Genomic DNA, 21,360 nt, shown 5'->3' with positions numbered 1-21,360 from the left:
TCAAAGGAACGAGCATGGAAAAGGTGGATTGCGTCGTCATCGGCGCCGGCGTGGTGGGACTGGCGGTGGCGCGCGCGCTCGCGTTGCAGGGCCGCGAAGTGATCATCCTGGAGGCCGAGAACGCCTTCGGCACCATCACCAGCGCGCGCAACAGCGAAGTGATCCACGCGGGCATCTACTACCCCGCGGGCTCGCTGAAGGCGCAGCTGTGCGTGCGCGGCAAGGCCATGCTGTATGACTACTGCGCCACGCACCATGTCGCGCACCAGCGCTGTGGCAAGCTGATCGTCGCCACCAGCGAAGCGCAGGTCGCCACGCTGGAAGGCATCCGTGCCAAGGCTGCGGCCAATGGCGTCGATGACCTGCGCCTGCTCAGCCAGGCCGAAGCGCAGGCGCTGGAGCCGCAACTGCAATGCCACGCCGCGCTGCTGTCGCCGTCGACCGGCATCATCGACAGCCATGGCCTGATGACCGCACTGCTGGGCGATGCCGAGAACGCCGGCGCGATGCTGGCGGTGCAGTCACCAGTGCTGGGCGGTGCGGTGACGCCGGAAGGCATCCGACTGGAGGTCGGCAGCGAGGATGGCAGCGCCACCACGCTGCTGGCGCAGACCGTGGTGAACTCGGCCGGCCTGACCGCGCCGGAACTTGCGCGCCGCCTCCACGGCATGCCGGAGGCGCACATCCCGCCGCAGTACTACGCCAAGGGCTGCTATTTCACGCTGGCTGGCCGCGCGCCCTTCTCACGGCTGATCTACCCGGTGCCCGAGGCGGCCGGGCTGGGCGTGCACCTGACGCTCGACATGGGCGGCCAGGCGCGCTTCGGCCCCAACGTGCGCTGGATCAACGAGATCGAATACAGCGTGGACCCGGCCGATGCGGATGGATTCTATGACGAGGTACGCCGCTACTGGCCGGGGCTGGCCGATGGCGCGCTGCAGCCGGGCTACGCCGGGATCCGCCCCAAGATCAGCGGCCCGCATGAAGTGGCGGCGGACTTCCGTATCGATGGCCCGGCGGTGCATGGCGTGCGGGGGCTGGTTCACCTGTTCGGCATCGAGTCGCCGGGGCTGACCTCATCGCTGGCGATCGCCGAGCGGGTCTGCGCGGCGCTGCCCTGAACCGCGCCGGTGCCTATGCCTTCGCCGCGAAAGCTCATCGCGGCGCAGAACGCGCCGGCTGCCGCGGCGATAGCGGCAAGGCCGAAGGTATGCTCCGGCGCCAGCGCGTTCCAGGTCCAGCCCATCGCCAGCCCGCCCAGCGTGCCGCCGACGCCGTAGGAAATGCCCGTGTACAGCGCCTGGCCGCGCCCCTGCAACGGCCCGGAAAACCACGCCTGCAGCCGCTTCAGGCTGGCGCTGTGGTGCGCGGCGAAAGTGGCGGCGTGCAGCACCTGCACCAGCGCCATCAGCCACGCGAACTGCGCAAAGTAGCCGGTCAGCCCGAAACGCAGCGCCGCCAGCACGAAGGTACCCGCCAGGATGGTGCGCAGCGCATAGCGCGCGAACAGCAGGCCCTGGTAGTAGAAGAACACGATCTCGGCGACCACGCCGATGGTCCACATCACGCCGATGGCGAACTTGCTGTAGCCGAGCTTCTCCAGCCACAGCGAGTAAAACACGTAGAGCGCGGCGTGCGCGAACATCATCAGGAAGGCTGACGCCAGGAACCACGCCACGTCGGGACGGCGCAGCAGCGGCAACGCGGGCGGCGCCGGTACGCGCGGCCCATCGTCCGTGGCATCGCGCATGGTCAGCACCACGCCGGCCAGGATCGCCAGCAAGGCGCTTGCCACCCACGGGAAGGCGCGCATTCCCACCGCTTCGAACAGCGCCCCGCCCGCCAGCACCGCACCGATAAAGCCGGCCGAGCCGAACATGCGGATGCGGCCGTAGCTGTGGTCGAAGGCGCCGTAGCGGCGCAGCGTGGAAATGGTCAGCGCATCGCCCAGCGGCGACATCGCGCTGGTCAGCAGGCTCAGCGTCAGCATCATCGCCATCATGCCGCCGTAGCTGCCGACGCCGGGCAGCATCAGGAAGGCCAGCAATGAGGTGAACGCGCTGACGCGCAGGATGCGCACGCGCGTGTGCATCACGTCGGACAGCCAGCCCCACAGGTAGGGCCCGACGATGCGGCTGACCTGGAAGCTCGCCATCAGCACGCCGATCTGCACCGGATCGAAGCCGCGTCCGGCGAAATACAGGCTCACGTACGGCGAGATAACGCCGACGTAGCCGTAGTAGCCAAGGTAGAAGAGCCCGAAGCGGGCGTAGTCAGGGCGGCCGGCGCCGGAGGCGCCGCCGCCCGCGGATGGCGCCGTCAAGTCAGCGCGACTGACCGGCCTGCGCCGGAATCTGCGGCGTATCGACCTTTACGTCGCCGCACTGGGCGCGGTGGCGCAGCGCGTGGTCCATCAGCACCAGCGCCAGCATGGCCTCGGCGATCGGCGTGGCGCGGATGCCCACGCAGGGATCGTGGCGGCCGAAGGTCTCGACCGTGGCGGCATTGCCGGCCTTGTCGATCGACTCGCGCGGGGTGCGGATCGAGGAAGTCGGCTTGATCGCCAGCGACACGGTGACGTCCTGGCCAGTCGAGATGCCCCCCAGCACGCCGCCGGAATTGTTGGTGCGGAAACCGTCCGCGGTCAGCTCGTCGCCATGCACGCTGCCGCGCTGGGCCACGCTGTCGAAGCCGGCGCCGATCTCCACGCCCTTGACCGCGTTGATGCCCATCATCGCGTGCGCGATGTCGGCGTCGAGCCTGTCGAACAGCGGCTCGCCCAGGCCGACCGGCACATTGCTGGCCACCACCTCGATGCGCGCACCGACCGAATCGCCGTCGCGGCGCAGCGCGTCCATATAGGTTTCCAGCTCGGGGATGATGTCAGCGTTGGGCGCGAAGAACGGGTTCTCCGGCACGTGCGACCAGTCCTTGAACGGTACCGCGATCTCGCCGAGCTGCGACATGTAGCCCCGGATCTCGGTGCCGTATTTTTCGCGCAGCCACTTCTTGGCCACCGCCGCCGCGGCCACCACCGGCGCGGTCAGGCGCGCCGACGAACGGCCACCGCCGCGGTGGTCGCGGATGCCGTACTTCTGCCAGTAGGTGTAGTCGGCGTGGCCCGGGCGGAAGGTCTCGACGATATTGCCGTAGTCCTTGCTGCGCTGGTCGGTATTGCGGATCAGCAGGCAGATCGGGGTGCCGGTGGTCTTGCCCTCGAACACGCCCGACAGAATCTCGACCTGGTCGGCTTCCTGGCGTTGCGTGACATGGCGCGAGGTGCCGGGCTTGCGGCGGTCCAGGTCGCCCTGGATATCGGCCTCGGTCAGCGCCATGCCCGGTGGGCAGCCGTCCACCACCGCGCCGATGGCGGGCCCATGCGATTCGCCGAAGGTGGTGACAGTGAAGAGCAGGCCAAGGGTGTTGCCGGACATGATGGAAACCGCACAGGAATTGGGGACGGCCTCCATTGTAAGGCCAATGCCCACCCTCGGGCGGCCCGGCGGGCTCAGGCCGCCGCGGTTTCCGGCGCGAAGTCGGGGTAGAACTCCGCCCGCATCCGGTCCATATAGGCCACCAGGTTGGCATGCCCCTCGGCCGCGGTGCGGATCGGGGTGTCGAATACGGGGCACAGCAGGCTGGCGGCGAAGGCGAACAGCGTGGCGTCTGCCCCGCACGGCTTGTCGCCCATCAGGTAGCGCTTGTCGCCCAGGATGTCGGCGATTGAGGTCACGCCCTTGCTGGCCAGCGCGACCAGTTCTTCCTCGCTGTGCCGGCCCAGGCCCTGCCCCCACAGCGTCTTACGCACCTTGTAGCGCACCAGCCGCTCGGCCAGCCCGCGCACCGGCGCCGGCACGCTGCGGAAGAACAGCGCCGGGCCCTTGTCGAAATTGTGCTGGTCGAGCCAGCGCACGCGCGCCACCGCCCAGTACAGGTGGTCTTCCATCAATTTCTCGGCGGCCCAGGCGATGCCGCGCTCGGCCGGGCTCAGGCCGGCATCGAAGTCGATGCGGTAGGTCTTCTCGATATGCCAGCGGATCAGCGTGGAATCCGCCACGATCCGGCCCATGTCGTCCAGATAGGGCAGCTTGCCCTTGGGCGCGTGGCGCAGGCTGCCGCGTCGGGCCTGGTACGGCAGGCCGGCGAGCTTGAGCAGCATCTCGGCCTTGGTGACGAAGGGGCTGGCGTCGGGCAGCCCGAAGGCGGGGCCAAAGGTATAGAGGGTGATCATCGAGGGCTCAGATTCCGCATTCCATCAACTAGCGCCATTCGCCGCGCAGCGTCTGCACCATCTGCTGCAGCCCTTCGGGCGTGGCCGCCTCCGGCGACACCGGCTCGCCCACCACCAGCTCCAGCCGGTTCAGGATGCCGCGCCGGAACGGCCGCGACATCGCCGGCGCGCCCTTGCGCGAGAAGTAGCTGCCCCAGAGCCCGCGCAGCGCCATCGGCACCACCGGCACCGGGGTGCGACGGATGATCTGCTGCACGCCTTGCTTGAACGGGTTGATCTCGCCGGTGGCGGTGATCTTCCCTTCCGGGAAGATGCAGACCAGGTCGCCGTCCTGCAGCGCTTCGGCCACGCTGTCATAGGCGCGCTTGAGCATCTCCGGGTCTTCATGCGCGGGCGCGATCGGGATCGCCTTGGCCTGCCGGAAGAACCACGACAGCAAAGGCACCTTGAAAATGCGGTAATCCATCACGAAGCGCACCGGCCGTGGGCTGCACGCCATCAGCACCACCGCGTCGGCAAAGCTGACATGGTTGCAGACCAGCACGGCCGGCCCGTCCGCGGGGATCCGTTCGGCATTGATGCGGCGCAGGCGATAGACGGTATGGACCAGGATCCAGGCGATAAAGCGCAGCAGGAACTCCGGCACCAGCGAGTAGATATAGACCGCCACCACCGCATTGAGCAGCCCCACCACCAGGAACAGGTGCGGAATGCTGTAGCCGGCCAGCGCCATCGCCACGCCCAGCAGCGACGCCGCGATCATGAAGAAGCTGTTCAGGATATTGTTGGCCGCGATGATGCGCGCGCGGTGCGTGGGCGCGCTGCGACTCTGGATCAGCGCATACAGCGGCACGCTGTAGAAGCCGCCGAACATGGCCAGCAGGAACAGGTCGGCCAGCACGCGCCAGTGGCTCGGCTCGGCCAGGAAGCCGCCGATGCCGCTGAGCGCGGCGGGCGCCTGCCCCTGGCTGGCAAAGTACAGGTCCACCGCGAACACCGTCATGCCGATCGAGCCGAACGGCACCAGCCCGACCTCGACATGGCGCCCCGACAGCCGCTCGCACAGCAGCGAGCCGGTGCCGATGCCCAGCGAGAACACCGCCAGCAGCAGCGTCACCACGTTCTGGTCGCCGCCCAGCACATCCTTGGCGTAGCTGAAGAACGAGGTCAGGAAGGTGGCGCCGAGGAACCACAGCCACGAGATGCCCAGCAGGCTCAGGAACACGGTGCGGTTGCCGCGCGCCAGCATCAGGTTGCGCCAGGTCTCCGAGAACGGGTTCCAGTTGATGCGCAGGTCGGGTTGCGGCGCCGGCGAGACCGGGATCCGGCCCGACACCGCCCGCCCCGCCACCGCGATCGCCACGCATACCGCGCCGACGTACATCGGCCCCACGATCGCGCCGCCCTGCTGCAGCCCGGCCAGCTCGCCGCCAACCAGCGTGCCCAGCAGGATCGCGACAAAGGTGCCCATCTCCACCAGCCCGTTGCCGCCGACCAGTTCGCGCTCGTCCAGGTGCTGCGGCAGGTAGGCGAACTTGACCGGCCCGAACAGCGTGGAATGCAGCCCCATCAGGAAGGTGCCCGCATACAGCAGCGGCGCGCTGTGCCAGGCAAAGCCGGCCAGGCCCAGCACCATGATGGCGATTTCCAGCGACTTGACCAGCCGGATCAGGCGCGATTTTTCCAGCTTGTCGGCGATCTGCCCGCTGGTGGCGGAAAACAGCACGAACGGCGCGATAAAGATGGCCGAGATCAGGAACGCGGCGCTGCGTGCGTCCACGCCCTCGAACAGCGCCGTGTGGTAGGTCACCAGCGAGGTAAAGGCGACCTTGAAGACGTTGTCGTTCATCGCCCCGAGGAACTGGGTCCAGAAGAACGGGGCGAAGCGGCGCGCGCCGAGCAATCGGAACTGGCTGTGTTGGCTCATGGATGGGGGCCGTCCGGTCCGGAGGCCGGGGCGGAAATGGAAATTCCGGCAGTGTGCCGGGGCCGGGGTCCGGCCGCCATCATGCCACCGCCGCGCGGCCGCGCGGCGTCAGTCGAAAGAAATTTCGAAGGAAGCTTCAGCCTGGACCGTCCGGCGCACCGGACGGCGCCGTGGCATTACTCGGCGCGCTCTTCCGGCCAGTCGCGGATATACGCCTTAAGCATCTTGTTCTCGAAGCTCTGGTCCTCGACCACGGCCTTGGCGACGTCGTAAAAGGAGATCACGCCCATCAGCGTGCGGTTGTCGAGCACCGGCATATAGCGGGTGTGACGCGCCAGCATCATGCGGCGCACCTCGTTGACGTCCGTCTCCATGGTGCAGGTCACCGGCGCATCGTCCATCACCTTGCGGATGCTGCTGGTGCCGACGCTGCCATTGTTCTTGGCCAGCGTCTCGATGATCTCGCGGAAGGTCAGCATGCCGACCAGGTCGCCATATTCCATCACCACCAGCGAGCCGATATCGTGCTCGGCCATGGTGTGGACGGCGACCAGCAAGGAGGTGTCAGGCGTCACGGTGAAGAGCGTATTGCCCTTGATCTGGAGGATGTCGCTGACTTTCATGTTGGTCTCCGCTGCCGGTACTGAATTATTCGCTTAGGGCATCGCTCCGACGACGAGGGGCGATGCCGGTCACTTCGTTATCTGTCCATGGGTGTGCGGGCAGAGATGCCCGCGAGTCCCCCGTCTGGCCGATCCTAGCCCAAACCAGCCGGCAAAGTAAAGCAGGAGGCCGGTTTGCGGGCGGCGCGCCACCGTGGGCGGGCGCACGATGCTACGATGCTGGCCGGAGACAACTCAAGGCCGACCGATCATGTCCGGAACCCGATTCGACACGCTGGCCCTGCACGCCGGCGCCGCGCCCGACCCCGCCACCGGGGCCCGCGCCACCCCGATCCACCTGACCACCTCCTTCGTGTTCCGCGACAGCGAGCATGCGGCGTCGCTGTTCAATATGGAGCGCGCGGGCCACGTCTACTCGCGCATCTCCAACCCGACCGTGGCCGTGCTCGAAGAGCGCATCGCCGCGCTGGAGAACGGCGCCGGCGCGATCGCCACCGCTTCCGGCCAGGCCGCGCTGCACCTGGCGGTGGCCACGCTGATGGGTGCCGGCTCGCACGTAGTGGCGTCGTCGGCGCTGTACGGCGGCTCGCACAACCTGCTGCACTACACGCTGCGCCGCTTCGGCATCGAGACCACCTTCGTCAAGGCGCGCGACATCGACGCCTGGCGCGCCGCGATCCGCCCCAATACCCGGCTGCTGTTCGGCGAGACGCTGGGCAACCCGGGGCTGGACGTGCTGGATATCCCCACGCTGGCGCAGCTCGGCCAGGACAACGGCATCCCGCTGCTGGTCGATTCCACCTTCACCACGCCCTACCTGCTGCGCCCGTTCGATCTCGGCGCGGGCCTGCTCTACCACTCGGCCACCAAGTTCCTGGGCGGCCACGGCACCACCATCGGCGGCGTGCTGGTGGAAGGCGGCACCTTCGACTTCGAGGCCTCGGGCCGCTTTCCGGAGCTGTCCGAGCCGTATGAGGGCTTCCACAACATGGTGTTCACCGAGGAAAGCACGGTGGCGCCCTTCCTGCTGCGCGCGCGCCGCGAGGGCCTGCGCGACTTCGGCGCCTGCATGAACCCGATGGCCGCGTGGCAGCTGCTGCAGGGCGTGGAGACCCTGCCGCTGCGCATGAGCCGCCATGTCGACAACACCCGCAAGGTGGTGCAGTTCCTGGCATCGCATCCGATGGTGGAGTCGGTGTCCTATCCCGAGCTGGAATCGCACCCCGACTACGAACTGGCCAAGCGTCTGCTGCCGCGCGGCTGCGGCGCGGTGTTCAGCTTCAACCTCAAGGGCAACCGCGTCGCCGGCCAGCGCTTTATCGAGAACATGTCGCTGTTCTCGCACCTGGCCAACGTGGGCGACGCGCGCTCCCTGGTGATCCACCCGGCTTCGACCACGCACTTCCGCATGGATGCGGCGGCACTGCAGTCCGCCGGCATCACCGAGGGCACGATCCGGCTGTCGATCGGCCTGGAAGACCCGGACGACCTGGTCGACGATCTCAAGCGCGGCCTGAAGGCGGCGGAGAAAGCAATGAGCGGCAAGGGGGGGCAAGCCTGATGGAACTCAACGTTGCAGGCCAGCCGGCCTACGCCTATACCGGCGGCAAACCGTTCGATCCCGCCCTGCCCTGCGCCGTGTTCGTGCACGGCGCGCAGAACGACCACAGCGTGTGGGCGCTGCAGACGCGCTGGTTCGCCAACCACGGCTTCTCGGTGCTGGCGGTGGACCTGCCCGGGCATAACCGCAGCAAGGGCGCGCCGCTGGCCACGGTCGAGGCCATGGCCGACTGGGTCATGGCGCTGGTCGCCGCCGCCGGCGTCAAGGCGCCGGCCTTCGTGTTCGGCCACAGCATGGGCTCGCTGATCGCGCTGGAATGCGCGGCGCGCCATCCGCTGGCGGTGCGCGGCATTGGCCTGCTGGCCACCGCCTACCCGATGAAGGTTTCGGATGCACTGCTCGACGCCTCGCTCAACCGCGAGGACGAAGCCATTGCAATGGTCAACACCTGGTCGCATTCGAGCCTGGCCAACAAGCCCTCCTCGCCCGGCCCGGGCGCGTGGATGCAAGGCGGCAGCCAGCGGCTGATGGAGCGCGTGGCGCGCAACAACCCGCAGGCGCATGTGTTCCACAACGATTTCTCGGCGTGTAATGCCTACGCCCATGGCGAAGAGGCAGCGGCCGCGGTGGCCTGCCCGGCGCTGTTCATCACCGGCAGCAAGGACATGATGACCTCGCCCAAGGCGGCGCAGGCGCTGGCTGGCAAGATGGCGAAGGCCGGCCTGGTGTCGGTGCCGTGCGGCCACGCGATGATGGGCGAGCGGCCCGACGAGGTGCTGGACGCGCTGGCGGCCTTCGCGCGCAAGGTGGTCGCCGCGGGCTGATGCAGCCCGGATGGCTGGCCGGCCCCGCCGGCAGCCATCCTCCCGCACACCGGCAGAAGGTCTACACTGCACAAAACAAGACCCGCCGGAGACAGCCATGGCCCACGCCCGCGCGCGCGAGTTCGAGAACTTCGCGGCCTTCTATCCCTACTACCTGGGCGAGCACCAGAACCGCACCTGCCGGCGGCTGCATTTCGTCGGCTCGACGGTGGCGCTGCTGTGCCTGGTGGCGCTGGTGGTCACCGGCAATGCCTGGTGGCTGCTGGGGGCGGCGGTGGCGGGCTACGCCTTTGCCTGGGTCGGCCACTTCGGCTTCGAGAAGAACCGGCCGGCCACCTTCCGCCATCCGCTCTACAGCCTGATGGGCGACTGGGTGATGTATGCCGATATCTGGCGCGGCAAGATCGCGTTCTGAAGGGCCGCGCCGGCGGCCGGGCGTCAGACCTGCCCGTGCCACCCAGGCGGCACCACCTCCAGCGTACGCCGCTGCGGCGCGGCGCCGGTCTCTTCCGTTCCACGCCCGGGCCCGTCGGCCGGTGGCTGGCCAAACACAGCCTCCAGCGACTGGTCGAGCTGCGGATTGTCCAGGATCGACTTGAGCCCCTCGGCCCCGCGCAGGTGCTGCGCCAGCGCCGTGCGCGGGAGCCGCGGCAGGTTCATCACCAGCCGGTCGTGCAGCATGCGCAGCGTCACCTGCGCGGGATCGCATAGCAGTGCCCAGTGGGCCTGCCCGCGCTCCTGCTGCAGCCGCCCGACCAGGTGCATGGCCTTGAGCTTGCCCAGCAGCCCCGCCAGGTAGTCGGCTTCGACCCGCAGCTTGCGGCTCAGGTCCAATTCGCCGATGCTGCGCGGCACCTCGTCGCGGGCGCGGTAGAGCAGCAGCAGCACGCCCAGCGCGTCGAAGAACTCGCTGCCGGCAAAGGTGCGGCGCCGCCAGTAGCCCTGCCGGATCACCGGCAGGTTGGCCGCGATGGTGGCCCCCAGCAGCGTCACCAGCCAGCTCAGGTAGATCCACAGCAGGAAGATCGGCAGGGCCGCAAAGGTGCCGTAGACCGCGGTGTAGGCCGGGATATGCGTGATGAAGTAGCCGAAGCCGCGCTTGGCGAACTCGAACGCGATCGCTGCCACCACGCCGGCCACGATGGCGTCGCGCCACTCCACGTAGGCATTGGGCACCGCCGTGTACAGGAAGGCGAAGGCCAGCGCCGACAGCACCACCGGCGTAGCACTGACCAGCAGCCCGACGCCGAGCGGCATGGTGCCGACATAGCCGGCCGAGATCGAGATCAGGTAAGAGCTGATCGACAGGCTCGCGCCGATCAGCACCGGTCCGAAGGTCAGCACCGCCCAGAACACCAGCACCCGCTGCGCCAGCGGGCGGCGCTGCTTGACACGCCAGATCGCGTTGAGCGCATCTTCCACCGTCAGCATGGTCAGCACCGACGTGACCATCAGGCCGGCCAGGCCCATCGCGGTCAGCCCGCGCGCGCTCTTGGCGAACATGCCGATGTAGCGCTGGATCGATTCGCTGACGTTGCCGGGGATCAGGTTCTGGAACAGGAACGCCTCGATGGCGTTGCGGAAATCGCGGAAAACGGGGAACGCGGCCAGCAGCGCAAAGGCCACCGTCAGCACCGGCACCACGGCCAGCACGGTGGTAAACGTCAGGCTCGCCGACACCTGTGGCAGCCGGTCTTCACCGGCGCGGCGCAGTGCATAGCGCGCCAGGGCGCGCACCTTCTGCAGGTTCCATTCCCTGCGCAGGCGGGCAACGCGGGGTCCAATCATGCGGCAGCAATCTCCTTGTCGGATGTATCGGTCAAATGGGAATATACCCCGGCTGGACGGGCGGGCAGGCAAGCGTACGCGGGGGCGCATCTATAATACGCGCATTGTTTCCGGCACCTCGGACACATATCCGACCGCCATCCCGATGCCTTTCCGGCGCCACGCCTCCACCGCCGGCCATCCCGCTCCATGACCGACATCCTCGTCCTGTACTACAGCCGCCACGGCAGCACCCGCAAACTTGCCGAACTGATCGCCACCGGCATCGACAGCGTCCCCGGCGCCCAGGCCCGGCTGCGCACGGTGCCGCCCGTCTCCACCGTGTGCGAGGCCACCGCGCCCGACATCCCGGCAGACGGCCCCCCCTATGCCGAGCTGCGCGACCTGGAGGAATGCGCCGGCCTGGCGCTGGGCAGCCCCACCCGCTTTGGCAACATGGCCGCGCCGATGAAGTACTTCCTCGACGGCACCGTGGCGCAGTGGCTGTCGGGCGCACTGACGGGCAAGCCCGCCTGCGTGTTCACGGCCACCGGCAGCCTGCACGGCGGCCAGGAGACCACGCTGCTGTCGATGATGCTGCCGCTGCTGCACCACGGCATGCTGATCATGGGCCTGCCCTATTCCGAGAAGGGCCTGATGACCACCGCCTCGGGCGGCACGCCCTACGGCCCCAGCCACCATGCCCATGCCGACAACCGCGGCCCGGTGACGGAAGACGAATCGGCGCTGGCGCTCGCCATGGGCCGGCGCCTGGCGCGCGTCGCGCTGCGCCTGGACGGAGCCGGCGCATGACTGCGGCCACCGACAGCCCGGCCACCGACAGCGACCAGGCCCTGCACAGCCCCTGGCTGTACCGTCTCAGCGTGGGCAGCCTGATTGCGCTGATGCTGCTGTGCATCGCCTGGGAATGGTTCCTCGCGCCGCTGCGCCCCGGCGGCTCGTGGCTGATCATCAAGTTCCTGCCGCTGCTGCTGCCGCTGCGCGGCGTGCTCTCGCGCAACCGCTACACCATGCAGTGGTCGTCGATGCTGATCCTGCTGTTCTTCACCGAAGGCATCGTGCGCGCCACCAGCGACCGCGCGCCCTCCTCCACGCTGGCATGGGTGGAGGTAGCGCTGACGCTGGTGTTCTTCGTCAGCACCATCCTGTACCTGCGGCCGTACAAGCGCCGCGCCCGCGCGGCCACCAAGGCCGCCGCGCGCAAGCCCTGATACCCGAACCCGAAGCCATGACCGCGACCCAAGACTCCTTCCTCGCCCTGTGCCGCGCCGCGCTGGGTTCCCAGCACGTGCTGACCGACGCCGCCGACAAGGCGCCGTACCTGACCGACTGGCGCAAGCGCTATACCGGCGAGGCGCTGGCGGTGCTGCGCCCCGGCACCACCGAGGAAGTTGCGGAAGCCGTCCATGCCTGCCATGCGCACAAGATCGCGGTGGTGCCGCAAGGCGGCAATACCGGCCTGTGCGGCGGTGCCACACCGGCGGCCGGGCAGGAGTCGGTGGTGATCTCGCTGCAGCGGCTGAACCGCATCCGCCAGGTCGACCCGCTCAACAACACCATCACCGTCGAGGCCGGCGTGGTGCTGCAGCACCTGCAGGATGTGGCGCGCGAGCATGGCCGGCTGTTCCCGCTGAGCCTGGCGGCCGAAGGCAGCTGCACCATCGGCGGCAACCTGTCGACCAACGCCGGCGGCACGGCGGTGCTGCGTTACGGCAATACGCGCGAGCTGTGCCTGGGGCTGGAAGTGGTGACACCGTCGGGCGAGATCTGGCACGGCCTGCGCGGGCTGCGCAAGGACAACACCGGCTACGACCTGCGCGATCTCTTCATCGGCGCTGAAGGCACGCTGGGCATCATTACCGCGGCGGTGATGAAGCTGTTCCCGCTGCCGCGCGCCTCGGTCACCGCGCTGGCCGCAGTGCAGAGCCCGCGCGCCGCGCTGGCGCTGCTGGCGATCGCGCAGTCGCACGCGGGCGCGATGCTGACCGGCTTCGAGCTGATGTCGGCGCTCAGCATGACGCTAGTGACGCGGCACTTCCCGCAACTGCGCTACCCGTTCGCCGACATCCACCCACAGCTGGTGCTGCTGGAGCTGTCCGACAGCGAAAGCGAAGCTCACGCGCGCGGCACCTTCGAGACGCTGATGACGGCCGCCTTCGAGGCCGGCGTGGTCGCCGACGCCGTGGTCGCTGAATCCGTGCAGCAGTCGCGCGATTTCTGGAACCTGCGCGAGCATATCCCGCTGGCGCAGGTGGAAGACGGCAAGAACATCAAGCACGATATCGCCGTGCCGGTGTCGCGCGTGGCGGACTTTATCGAGACCACCGACGCGCTGCTGCAGAACGCCTTCCCCGGCGCGCGCATGGTCACCTTCGGCCACCTCGGCGACGGCAACCTGCACTACAACGTGTCGCCGCCGGAAGGCGTCGACCATGACGCCTTCCTGGCCAACCAGGAGCAGGTCAACCGCATCGTCCACGACAGCGTGCGCTCGCACAACGGCTCGATCTCGGCCGAGCATGGCCTGGGCCAGCTCAAGCGCGAGGAGATCCGCCACTACAAGAGCGAGGTCGAGCTGCGCATGATGCGCGCGATCAAGGGGGCGCTGGATCCGCTGGGGCTGATGAACCCAGGCAAGGTGGTCTGAGCGCAGCCTTCATCGCTGCTGCGCCCGCTCGCCGCGGATATACGCCGGCGCCGCGCCGGCCGGTTCGGTCAGCGTATAGGGAAGCGCCATCATCAGAACTTGTGCTGGATGCCGATGCCGACCGTGGTCACGGTGTCACCGGGCTTGTTCGAGTTCGGGTCCTCGCGGTCGAAGAACACGTAGGGCATGGTGCGCTTGCTCAGGCTGTAGGCATAGCCGGCCTGCACCTTCTTGAGCCGGCCCTGCGGGTCGCGCTGCACCGCGCGTTCCATGTAGTTGACGGTCAGGCTGTGCGGGCCGTACGGCACGGTGAAGCCGACCAGCCAGTACGGCACGTCGGTCCTGCTCGCAGCCGTGGCGACGTAGCGGTCGCGGCCGTAGATGCCGTAGACATTGACTACGGTGAAGTTGTAGGAGGCCGCTGCCTGCACCTTGTCGCGAAAGTCGTTGGCCACCAGCCCGCCGGTCTTGGCATCGCGCGAATAGCCCAGGCCCGCGGCGAAATTGCCCGCGGCGTAGTTCAGCCCGACGTCGTACTGGCGGAAATCGTCTTCCGCCTTGACCGGTGAATTCACGTTGGGCGTAGCCGGGTCCGGCCCCGCGAGGTTCACGCGCGCCCGCGCCGAAAAGCCGCTGAACTCCGGCGTCATATAGCCGACCGCGTTCGAGACCCGATTGCGCGAATTCAGCACCTTGGTGCCGATCGCGGTCGCCCCGGCATCGTGGATGCCGAAGTCCACGTTCTGCGTAACCTGAGAATAGATCGGCGAACCCACGATCGTGGCCGAGTCCAGCCACCCCAGCGCGATCGCGCCGAAGCCGCCGGCCAGTCCGACGAAGGCGTTGCGGAACTGCGGGTTGGTGGGCGCACCGCTGTCGACGGAGAAGCCCTGCTCCAGCGCGAAGCGTTGTCGGTCAGCTGCGTGGCCGCACCACCCGGGCCCTTCTGGTACTCGACATCGGTGTCGATGCGGCCGTACAGCGTCACCGACGCGCATCGATCCTTTTGTTCAGAAATGTCCCATCGCGGATTGTAGCGGTCGCTGCAGGCATTGGGGCTGGACCGGTCACCGGCCATGAATTCCAGGAATGACACGGAAAAAGTTGAATTGGACAGGCAGGCCGCGCAGGTGCGAGCATCGGTGCCGGACCGCTGCCCCTTGACCGGTGCTGCCCCTGCCGAACCCAGGCTTCGGCATTCCCGAATACAAAAGACGCAATACGCGGGACCATACCTGCGCACAGGCGCTCCATCCGCCTGCCTGCACAACCGACAAGAACCGGAGACAACGTTGTACCTGACCAGAGCCCTGCACCGCTCCCTGCAGCAACAGCCCGACCAAGTCGTCACCATCTTCCGCGGCCGGCACCGCACCTACCGCGAGTTCTGCGACCGCGTGGCGCGCCTGGCAGGCGCGCTGCAGCAACTCGGCATGCAGCCGGGCGACCGCGTCGGCATCCTCGCACTGAACTCGGACCGCTACCTCGAATATGCGATGGCGGCGTGGTGGGGCGGCGGCGTGCTCAACCCGGTCAATGTGCGCTGGAGCGTCCCGGAAGTGGTCTATTCGATGGATGACTGTGACACCGGCATCCTGGTCGTCGACGACCAGTTCCTGCCGATGGCCGAAGGCATCCGCGCCGCGGCAAAACGCGCGCCCGTGCTGATCCACGCCGGCGACGGCGAGGCACCCGCGGGCATGCTGTCGTTCGAGCGCCTGGTCGCGGAATCCGCGCCAGTCGCCGATGCGCAACGCGGTGGCGACGACCTTGCCATCATCATGTACACCGGCGGCACCACTGGCTTCCCGAAGGGCGTGATGCAGACCCACGGCACGCTGTGGTGCGGCTGCCTGCAGCGCATGGCCGATACCCCGCCGGTGCGCGGCGGCCGGATCCTGCATATCAACCCGTTCTTCCATATCGCGTCGATGTCGCGCGTGCTGAACCAGTTCCTCGCGGGCGAGGTCCACGTGATCGTGCCGGCCTTCGAGCCGCGCGAACTGCTTGAGACCATCGAGCGCGAGCGCATCACCGAACTGGCACTGGTGCCGACCATGATCCAGATGCTGATCAGCCACCCTGAGTTCGCGGCGCGCGACCTCGGCAGCGTGCGGCGGCTGGGCTACGGCGCCTCGGCGATCAGCGCGGCCGTGCTCGAGCAGGCCATGGAAAAGCTGCCCGGCGTGGAGTTTGCCCACTCCTACGGCATGACGGAATCGATGATCGTCACCACCAACCCGCCCAAGAACCACGGCGCGGCGGCACGGGCGCAAGGGCTGCACCTGTCGGCCGGCTGCGCCGGGATCGGCATCGAGGTGAAGATCGTCGACCCCGACGGCAACGAGGTGCCGCGCGGCACCGTGGGCGAGATCCTGGTGCGCAGCGCCGGCGTCACGCCGGGCTACTGGAACCGCCCCGAAGACACCGCCAGGACCCTGCAGGACGGCTGGCTCCACACCGGCGACGGCGCCTACATGAACGAGCAGGGCTATATCTTCATCGTCGACCGGATCAAGGACATGATCGTCAGCGGCGGCGAGAACGTCTATTCGGCCGAAGTGGAGAACGTGGTCGGACGCCACCCTGCCGTGGCCATGAGCGCGGTGATCGGCGTGCCGCACGATAAATGGGGCGAGGCCGTGCATGCCGTGGTGGTGCTCAAGCCCGGCATGCAGGCCAGCGAGGACGAGATCCGCGAGCACTGCCGCCCTCATATTGCCGCGTACAAATGCCCGAAGACGGTCGAGTTCCGGCAGGCGCTGCCGCTGTCGGGCGCCGGCAAGATCCTCAAGCGCGACTTGCGCGCACCGCACTGGCAAGGCAGGTCGCGCGCGGTGAACTGAGCGCCGGCCACGGCCCGGCGTCAAGGGGCACAGCGGTGCCGGCGTGCGCCTTGACACGCCGGTACCGCCTCTCTACGCTGCTGGCCAGACCAACGCGCACAGGTAACGGAAATGGATGCCCGACTCAGGCAGGCGGTTGCCGTGGGCAGGTTCGGCTCGTTCTCGAAAGCGGCCGAAGCCGTTGGCGTGACGCAATCAGCGGTCACCAAGAGCGTTGCAGATCTCGAGCGCCAGCTCGGCTACCCGATCTTCCACCGCACGTCCCGCGGTGTGGTCCCGACCGACGAGGGCCGCGTCTTCCTCGAACGGGCCCTGCGGCTGCTGACCGATGCGGCCGAATTGCTGGGGCCGTCGCGGCTTTCCGATCCCTACGCCGGCATCCTGCGCGTCGGCGTGTTCCCCGGACGGCTCGAGTGGCTGCTGGCGCAACCGCTGGGCACGCTGCTCAGCCAGCATCCGTCGATCCGGCTCGACGTCACCAGCGGCACCAGCGAGCAGGGATTGCGCATGCTCGAGCATGGCGACGTGGATATCGCGGTTGGCCTGGCGAGCGCGTTCGAAGGCAAGGCGCAATTCCGGTGCCAGCGCATCATGACGATCCATCCCTGCGCGTTCGTGCGCATCGGCCATCCGGCACTCACGACCGGCAGCGCGCCCGCACCCCGGCTGCAAGGCTATCCGATCATCCTGCCGTCGGAAATATGGCAAGGCTCGACACTCGCGCTGCTATCCGACTCCTACGGCGTCGACGAGGCTGGCTGGTTCCACAAGATCGAGAATTTCGCGCTGGCATGCAAGGTCGTGGAAAGCACCGACGCGGTCGGCGTGGTGGATGGCACCGTTGCCGACACCCCTCATTTCCGCGAGCGCTTCCGCAAGCTGGACGGCTTGCGGCTGCCGGCGACGCCGGTCTGCTGCGCCACGCGCGAGTCCTGGACACCGAAGCCCGCCGCGGCTGAACTGGCCACGTTGCTGGCGCAGACGCATGGTGGCGAGGGCGCCGGCCCGGATCCACGCGACCGCATGGGCGCGCCGGGCCTCTGAGAAGAAAGCGGGCAGATAGCGCTGCCGGCGCCGCCTTACATCTGCACGCGGCTGCGCTTGAGCTGGAACGCCACGGTCACCCTGTCGGGTTTTATGTCCGCACATAGTGAACAGCAGGAAACGGTATGTCAACTGCGGCAGCCGCGTTGGTTTGCGAGAATTCCTGCCCACCCTGTATGGGTGGGTCGACAGATTCGGCTTGTGCCCACCCCCGTACAGCCCATTATTATGTACGCACATACCAGTCGGGGGAGCCGGCATCGCGAGGCGCCGGGGCTTTTGTCGACCAGATCGAGGCCATGCCCGCCGCCGCGATGTATCCGGGCATCCACGCATTCATGGCGGGCGCTTGCGCCTGAGCCCGCCGTCCATGGAGTCAAGCATGCAGTCTTCCCTTCCATCCGGCGGCGCACTCGCCGGCCTGCGCGTGGTCGACCTCACCCAGATGCTGGCCGCCCCCTTCTGCACGTCATCCATGGCTCCATTTGATGTACCTGGGAAATAAAACATGAGTATCAATGGCAAGGCCTATATCGTCGGCGCCTACGAGCACCCGACCCGCAAGGCACCGGACAAGACCGTGGCGCAACTGCACGCCGAATGCGCCAAAGGCGCGCTCGACGACGCCGGCCTCACGCTGGCCCACGTGGATGGCTATTTCTGCGCCGGCGACGCGCCCGGGCTCGGTGCGGTCAACATGGTCGACTATCTCGGCCTCAAGGTGCGCCATGTCGACTCCACCGATACCGGCGGCTCCGCCTACCTCGTCCACGTCTCGCACGCGGCGCAGGCCATTGCGGCCGGCAAGTGCAATGTCGCCCTGATCACGCTGGCGGGCCGTCCGCGCTCCGAAGGCTCCAGCGGCACGCAGGCGCGCAACTGGGGCGCCAACCTGCCCGACGCGCCGTTCGAAAGCCCCTTCAGTCCCGTGACCGTCAACCTGTACGCGATGGCGGCCATGCGCCATATGCACGAGTACGGCACCACCGCCGAGCAGCTGGCGTGGATCAAGGTGGCCGCCTCGCATCATGCCCAGCACAATCCGAATGCCATGCTGCGCGATGTGGTGACGGTGCAGGACGTGCTGGACTCGCCGATGATCTCCGATCCCCTGCACAAGCTCGACTGCTGCGTGGTCTCGGACGGCGGCGGCGCGCTGATCGTCGCGCGCCCCGAGATCGCGGCTACGCTCAGGCGCCCGAAGGTGAAGATCCTCGGCGCCGGCGAGTACATCAAGGGCCAGCTCGGCGGCGAGGTTGACCTGACGTGGTCGGGCGCAAGGTTCTCCGGGGCGGCGGCCTTCGCCGAAGCCGGCGTCACGCCGGCCGACGTCAAGTACGCCTCGATCTACGACAGCTTCACCATCACCGTGCTGATGCAGCTTGAAGACCTCGGCTTCTGCAAAAAGGGCGAAGGCGGCAGGTTCGTGGCGGACGGCAACCTGATCTCCGGCGTCGGCAAGCTGCCGTTCAATACCGATGGCGGCGGCCTGTGCAACAACCATCCGGCCAACCGCGGCGGCATCACCAAGGTCATCGAGGCGGTACGCCAGTTGCGCGGCGAAGCGCATCCCGCCGTACAGGTCAAGAACTGCGACCTCGCCCTTGCGCAAGGCACCGGCGGCTATCTCGGCTCGCGCCACGGCAGTGCCACCCTGATCCTGGAACGGGAGCAATGACATGACGACCCCTCACATCCCCACCTTGTACAAGGCCCCGGACGAGCAGCCGGACAACGCCACATTCTGGCAAGCCGCCCGCGAGGGCCGTCTGCTGGTGAAGGTCTGCGAGTCGTGCGGCAAGCCTCACTGGTATCCGCGCGTGCTCTGCCCGTTCTGCATGGGCAACACCACGTGGAAAGAGGCCAGCGGGCGCGGCACCATCTATTCGTTCAGCGTGACGCGCCGCGCCGGCCCGAATCCGTTCTGCATTGCCTATGTGAAGCTCGACGAGGGCGTGTCGATGATGACCCATATCGTCGATTGCGACCTCGATACCGTGCGCATCGGCCAGAAGGTCCAGGTGAGATTTTCGCCCACCGACGGCGGGCCGCCGGTGCCGACCTTCACGCTCGACGGCGTCGTAGCACGCCAATGATCGCATCGGAGGAAACAATCATGACAACGCGCGCCTCTCAGGACGGCAACGTCATCACCTATCCCACCGGCCCGCTGGCGGTGGACAAGACCGTCGTGCTGGGCACCGTGCCGGCCCGCTTCCATGTGCCACAGACGACCCTTTTCGAGAACCTGGAGATCTCTGCGCGCCGGTTCCCGGAAAAGGTCGCGATCCAGTTTTACGGCAACGCCATCACCTATGCAGCGCTACTGGATGAGGTGGAGCGCCTGGCGGGCTACCTGCAGCAGGCTTGCGGCGTGCAGCCCGGCGACCGCGTGGTGCTGTTCAGCCAGAACAGCCCGCAGTTCATTGCCGCCTACTTTGCCATCCTGCGTGCGGATGCGGTGGTGGTGCCGGCCAACGCCATGCTGCTCGAGGACGAGTTGCGCCACATCGTCACCGACAGCGGCGCCGTCGCCGCGTTTTCCGCCGGTGAACTGGTGGGCCAGCTGGCACCGCTGGTCGGTTCCACACCGTTGCGGCACATCATCGTGCATCACTATGGAGATGCGCTGTCCGGCGACGACGAGGGCCTCGCGATCCCCGACTGGGCGCTCAAGCGGTCCGACGATGTACCGTTGCCCACCGGGGCCGTTCACTGGCTGCACGCGGTGGCCCAGGCATTCACGCCTGCGCTTCACCGCAGCCGCCCGGATGACCTTTGCATGCTGCCCTACACGTCTGGCACCACCGGCGCGCCCAAGGCGTGCATGCATACCCATCGCACGGTGATGGCCTCCGTTGCCGGTTCGCAGCTATGGCGGCGCTCGCATGCCGAGTCGACCTTCCTTGCGGTCGCACCGATGTTCCACCTGCTCGGCCTGCAGAACGGCATCAACTGCCCGGTCTACATGGGCGGCACCATCGTGCTGCTGCCGCGCTGGGACCGCCGCACCGCGGCCGAGCTGATTGCGCGCCACCGGGTGACGTTCTGGGCCGCCCCGCCGCCGATGCTGGTGGAGTTCTTCGCCCAACCCGGCATCGAGTCGTTCGACCTGAGCAGCCTGGCCTGCGTGGTGGGCGGTGGCGCCGCAGTGCCTGAAAACACCACCAGGCTGATGAAAGAGCGCTACGGGCTCCAGTTCGTGGAAGGCTACGGGCTGACCGAAACCGCCTCGTTCATCATCGCCAATCCGCTGGAACAGCCTCGCTCCGGACACCTCGGCGTGCGCACCTACGGCGTGGACGCGCGCATCATCGATCCCGTCACGCTGGCCGAAGTGCCGGCGGGCGAAGTCGGCGAGATCGTGGTTCACGGCGCGCAGGTGATGATGGGCTACTGGAACAAGCCGGAAGCCAACGAAGAGAGCTTTATCGTCATCGACGACAAGCGCTTCTTCCGCACCGGCGACCTGGCCAGCGTGGACGCGGACGGCTACTTCGTGATGCGCGACCGTCTCAAGCGCATGGTCAATGCCTCCGGCTACAAGGTCTGGCCGGCGGAGGTGGAAGCCATGCTGCATACCCATCCGGCCATCCTGGAGGCGTGCGTGATCGCGGCGCGCGATCCGCATCGGGGCGAAACGGTCAAGGCCGTTGTGGTGCTGAGGCCTGAGGCGCGCGATGTCGGGGTGGACGACATCCTGGCCTGGTGCCGGGCAAGCATGGCGACCTACAAGGCGCCTCGCATCGTGGAGATCGTTGAACGCCTGCCGCGCTCGGCGACCGGCAAGATTGCCTGGCGCGAGTTGCAGGAGCAGGAACTGCAAGGTGCACCGCTGCCCAACCTCAAGTCATAACGGCATCAGGAGG

General features: G+C 67.7%; 19 protein-coding genes and 1 pseudogene. 13 read left to right on the top strand and 7 right to left on the bottom strand.

All coding sequences use genetic code 11. The features are described 5' to 3' along the window. Positions 1 to 14 precede the first annotated feature (14 nt). Positions 15 to 1,121, top strand: a complete 1,107-nt coding sequence (locus AC10V3_RS06600; RefSeq protein ID WP_349609288.1) for an NAD(P)/FAD-dependent oxidoreductase — start codon at positions 15 to 17, stop codon at positions 1,119 to 1,121. Here AC10V3_RS06600 and AC10V3_RS06595 read toward each other — a convergent pair. From AC10V3_RS06595 to AC10V3_RS06575, 5 genes are all read right to left on the bottom strand, one after another. Continuing rightward, complete coding sequence (locus AC10V3_RS06595; RefSeq protein ID WP_022534381.1) at positions 1,043 to 2,323, bottom strand: MFS transporter; 1,281 nt, start codon at positions 2,321 to 2,323, stop codon at positions 1,043 to 1,045. The genes AC10V3_RS06600 and AC10V3_RS06595 overlap by 79 nt on opposite strands. 1 nt (position 2,324) lies before the next feature. Next, entirely contained in the window at positions 2,325 to 3,434 is a 1,110-nt protein-coding gene (aroC, locus tag AC10V3_RS06590; protein ID WP_022534380.1) for a chorismate synthase, read from the bottom strand. Positions 3,435 to 3,508: 74 nt separating this feature from the next. Further along, the gene (locus tag AC10V3_RS06585) at positions 3,509 to 4,231 is read right to left on the bottom strand and encodes a glutathione S-transferase C-terminal domain-containing protein (RefSeq protein ID WP_490923319.1); all 723 of its coding nucleotides are present in this window, start codon (positions 4,229 to 4,231) and stop codon (positions 3,509 to 3,511) included. 28 nt (positions 4,232 to 4,259) lie between these two features. Continuing rightward, positions 4,260 to 6,158, bottom strand: a complete 1,899-nt coding sequence (locus AC10V3_RS06580) for an MFS transporter (protein WP_022534378.1) — start codon at positions 6,156 to 6,158, stop codon at positions 4,260 to 4,262. Positions 6,159 to 6,334: 176 nt separating this feature from the next. After that, entirely contained in the window at positions 6,335 to 6,781 is a 447-nt protein-coding gene (locus tag AC10V3_RS06575; RefSeq protein WP_022534377.1) for a CBS domain-containing protein, read from the bottom strand. A gap of 250 nt (positions 6,782 to 7,031) precedes the next feature. On the opposite strand from AC10V3_RS06575, the gene AC10V3_RS06570 reads away from it, so the two are divergent. The 3 genes from AC10V3_RS06570 (at position 7,032) to AC10V3_RS06560 (ending at position 9,581) form a co-directional block, all read left to right on the top strand. Next, the gene (locus tag AC10V3_RS06570; protein ID WP_349609293.1) at positions 7,032 to 8,342 is read left to right on the top strand and encodes an O-acetylhomoserine aminocarboxypropyltransferase; all 1,311 of its coding nucleotides are present in this window, start codon (positions 7,032 to 7,034) and stop codon (positions 8,340 to 8,342) included. Beyond that, positions 8,342 to 9,166 carry an alpha/beta fold hydrolase gene (locus tag AC10V3_RS06565; RefSeq protein ID WP_022534375.1) on the top strand — a complete coding sequence of 275 codons (825 nt, stop codon included), beginning with the start codon at positions 8,342 to 8,344 and terminating at the stop codon, positions 9,164 to 9,166. The genes AC10V3_RS06570 and AC10V3_RS06565 overlap by 1 nt, the downstream gene beginning before the upstream one ends. 97 nt (positions 9,167 to 9,263) lie before the next feature. Further along, positions 9,264 to 9,581: an Mpo1-like protein gene (locus AC10V3_RS06560; RefSeq protein ID WP_022534374.1), complete on the top strand. Its 318-nt coding sequence runs from the start codon at positions 9,264 to 9,266 to the stop codon at positions 9,579 to 9,581. A gap of 23 nt (positions 9,582 to 9,604) precedes the next feature. Here the strand turns inward: AC10V3_RS06560 and AC10V3_RS06555 are convergent, their stop codons facing one another. Next, the gene (locus tag AC10V3_RS06555) at positions 9,605 to 10,954 is read right to left on the bottom strand and encodes a YihY family inner membrane protein (RefSeq protein ID WP_022534373.1); all 1,350 of its coding nucleotides are present in this window, start codon (positions 10,952 to 10,954) and stop codon (positions 9,605 to 9,607) included. 189 nt (positions 10,955 to 11,143) lie between these two features. Between AC10V3_RS06555 and wrbA the strand changes: the two genes are divergently transcribed. Genes wrbA through AC10V3_RS06540 form a run of 3 tightly spaced genes read left to right on the top strand, consistent with a single transcriptional unit; the run spans position 11,144 to position 13,601 of the window. Further along, positions 11,144 to 11,746, top strand: a complete 603-nt coding sequence (gene wrbA / locus AC10V3_RS06550; protein ID WP_022534372.1) for an NAD(P)H:quinone oxidoreductase — start codon at positions 11,144 to 11,146, stop codon at positions 11,744 to 11,746. Beyond that, positions 11,743 to 12,165 (top strand): DUF2069 domain-containing protein, encoded by a 423-nt coding sequence (locus tag AC10V3_RS06545; RefSeq protein WP_490923318.1) that lies wholly within the window; start codon positions 11,743 to 11,745, stop codon positions 12,163 to 12,165. The genes wrbA and AC10V3_RS06545 overlap by 4 nt, the downstream gene beginning before the upstream one ends. A gap of 17 nt (positions 12,166 to 12,182) precedes the next feature. Then, positions 12,183 to 13,601: an FAD-binding oxidoreductase gene (locus AC10V3_RS06540; protein ID WP_022534370.1), complete on the top strand. Its 1,419-nt coding sequence runs from the start codon at positions 12,183 to 12,185 to the stop codon at positions 13,599 to 13,601. A 92-nt stretch (positions 13,602 to 13,693) separates the two neighbouring features. On the opposite strand, the pseudogene AC10V3_RS06535 reads toward AC10V3_RS06540, so the two are convergent. Further along, positions 13,694 to 14,595 (bottom strand): annotated as a pseudogene (locus AC10V3_RS06535) (porin); the annotation flags it as partial. Between the two features lie 298 nt (positions 14,596 to 14,893). Here AC10V3_RS06535 and AC10V3_RS06530 point away from each other — a divergent pair. The 6 genes from AC10V3_RS06530 to AC10V3_RS06505 all read left to right on the top strand — a co-directional run bounded on the left by AC10V3_RS06530 (position 14,894) and on the right by AC10V3_RS06505 (position 21,347). Further along, positions 14,894 to 16,447, top strand: coding sequence for an acyl-CoA synthetase (locus AC10V3_RS06530; RefSeq protein WP_349609298.1), 1,554 nt, complete (start codon positions 14,894 to 14,896; stop codon positions 16,445 to 16,447). Positions 16,448 to 16,558: 111 nt separating this feature from the next. Beyond that, positions 16,559 to 17,491, top strand: coding sequence for a LysR family transcriptional regulator (locus AC10V3_RS06525; RefSeq protein WP_022534367.1), 933 nt, complete (start codon positions 16,559 to 16,561; stop codon positions 17,489 to 17,491). Positions 17,492 to 17,873: 382 nt separating this feature from the next. Next, the gene (locus tag AC10V3_RS06520; RefSeq protein ID WP_349609300.1) at positions 17,874 to 17,996 is read left to right on the top strand and encodes a hypothetical protein; all 123 of its coding nucleotides are present in this window, start codon (positions 17,874 to 17,876) and stop codon (positions 17,994 to 17,996) included. 3 nt (positions 17,997 to 17,999) lie between these two features. Further along, a complete protein-coding gene (locus tag AC10V3_RS06515; protein WP_022534365.1) occupies positions 18,000 to 19,169 on the top strand; it encodes a thiolase family protein in 1,170 nt (389 codons plus the stop codon). 1 nt (position 19,170) lies between these two features. Continuing rightward, entirely contained in the window at positions 19,171 to 19,587 is a 417-nt protein-coding gene (locus AC10V3_RS06510; protein ID WP_022534364.1) for a Zn-ribbon domain-containing OB-fold protein, read from the top strand. A gap of 20 nt (positions 19,588 to 19,607) precedes the next feature. Next, positions 19,608 to 21,347 carry a long-chain fatty acid--CoA ligase gene (locus AC10V3_RS06505; protein ID WP_022534363.1) on the top strand — a complete coding sequence of 580 codons (1,740 nt, stop codon included), beginning with the start codon at positions 19,608 to 19,610 and terminating at the stop codon, positions 21,345 to 21,347. Positions 21,348 to 21,360 lie beyond the last annotated feature (13 nt).

This window comes from Cupriavidus sp. PB-02, from assembly GCF_058252315.1.
The sequence above is the reverse complement of the archived record's forward strand: the minus strand, read 5'-3'. Positions and strand labels throughout refer to the sequence as shown.